This is a genomic window from Bacillus sp. SIMBA_008 (genome assembly GCF_046535495.1).
In the GTDB taxonomy this organism is placed as follows: domain Bacteria; phylum Bacillota; class Bacilli; order Bacillales; family Bacillaceae; genus Bacillus; species Bacillus subtilis.
The window spans coordinates 1-248 of the sequence record NZ_JAWRWL010000979.1; the positions used below are offsets into that span (position 1 = coordinate 1).

A 248-nucleotide genomic window follows, 5' to 3' on the forward strand; every position below is an offset into this window, starting at 1 on the left:
CTGTGCAAGCACCCATTATGATTCCAGCTGGTGCTGAACTTGGTGTCCCTGCAGCAAAAACAGCAATGGCAATTGCGTGGGGCGATGCTTGGACGAATTTAATTCAACCATTCTGGGCATTACCGGCATTAGCGATAGCTGGTTTAGGCGCTCGTGATATTATGGGATTTTGCGTTGTGAACTTACTATATGCAGGATTCATCATTAGTCTATGTTTCTTATTTATTTAAACGAAAAGCTAGTTTTAT

Annotated in this window: 1 protein-coding gene; it reads left to right on the forward strand. The window is 41.9% G+C overall.

Translation table 11 applies throughout. The features are described from left to right. Positions 1–230 (forward strand): TIGR00366 family protein (locus SB658_RS26300; protein ID WP_410603437.1); only part of this gene is annotated, 230 nt, incomplete at its 5' end. Positions 231–248 lie beyond the last annotated feature (18 nt).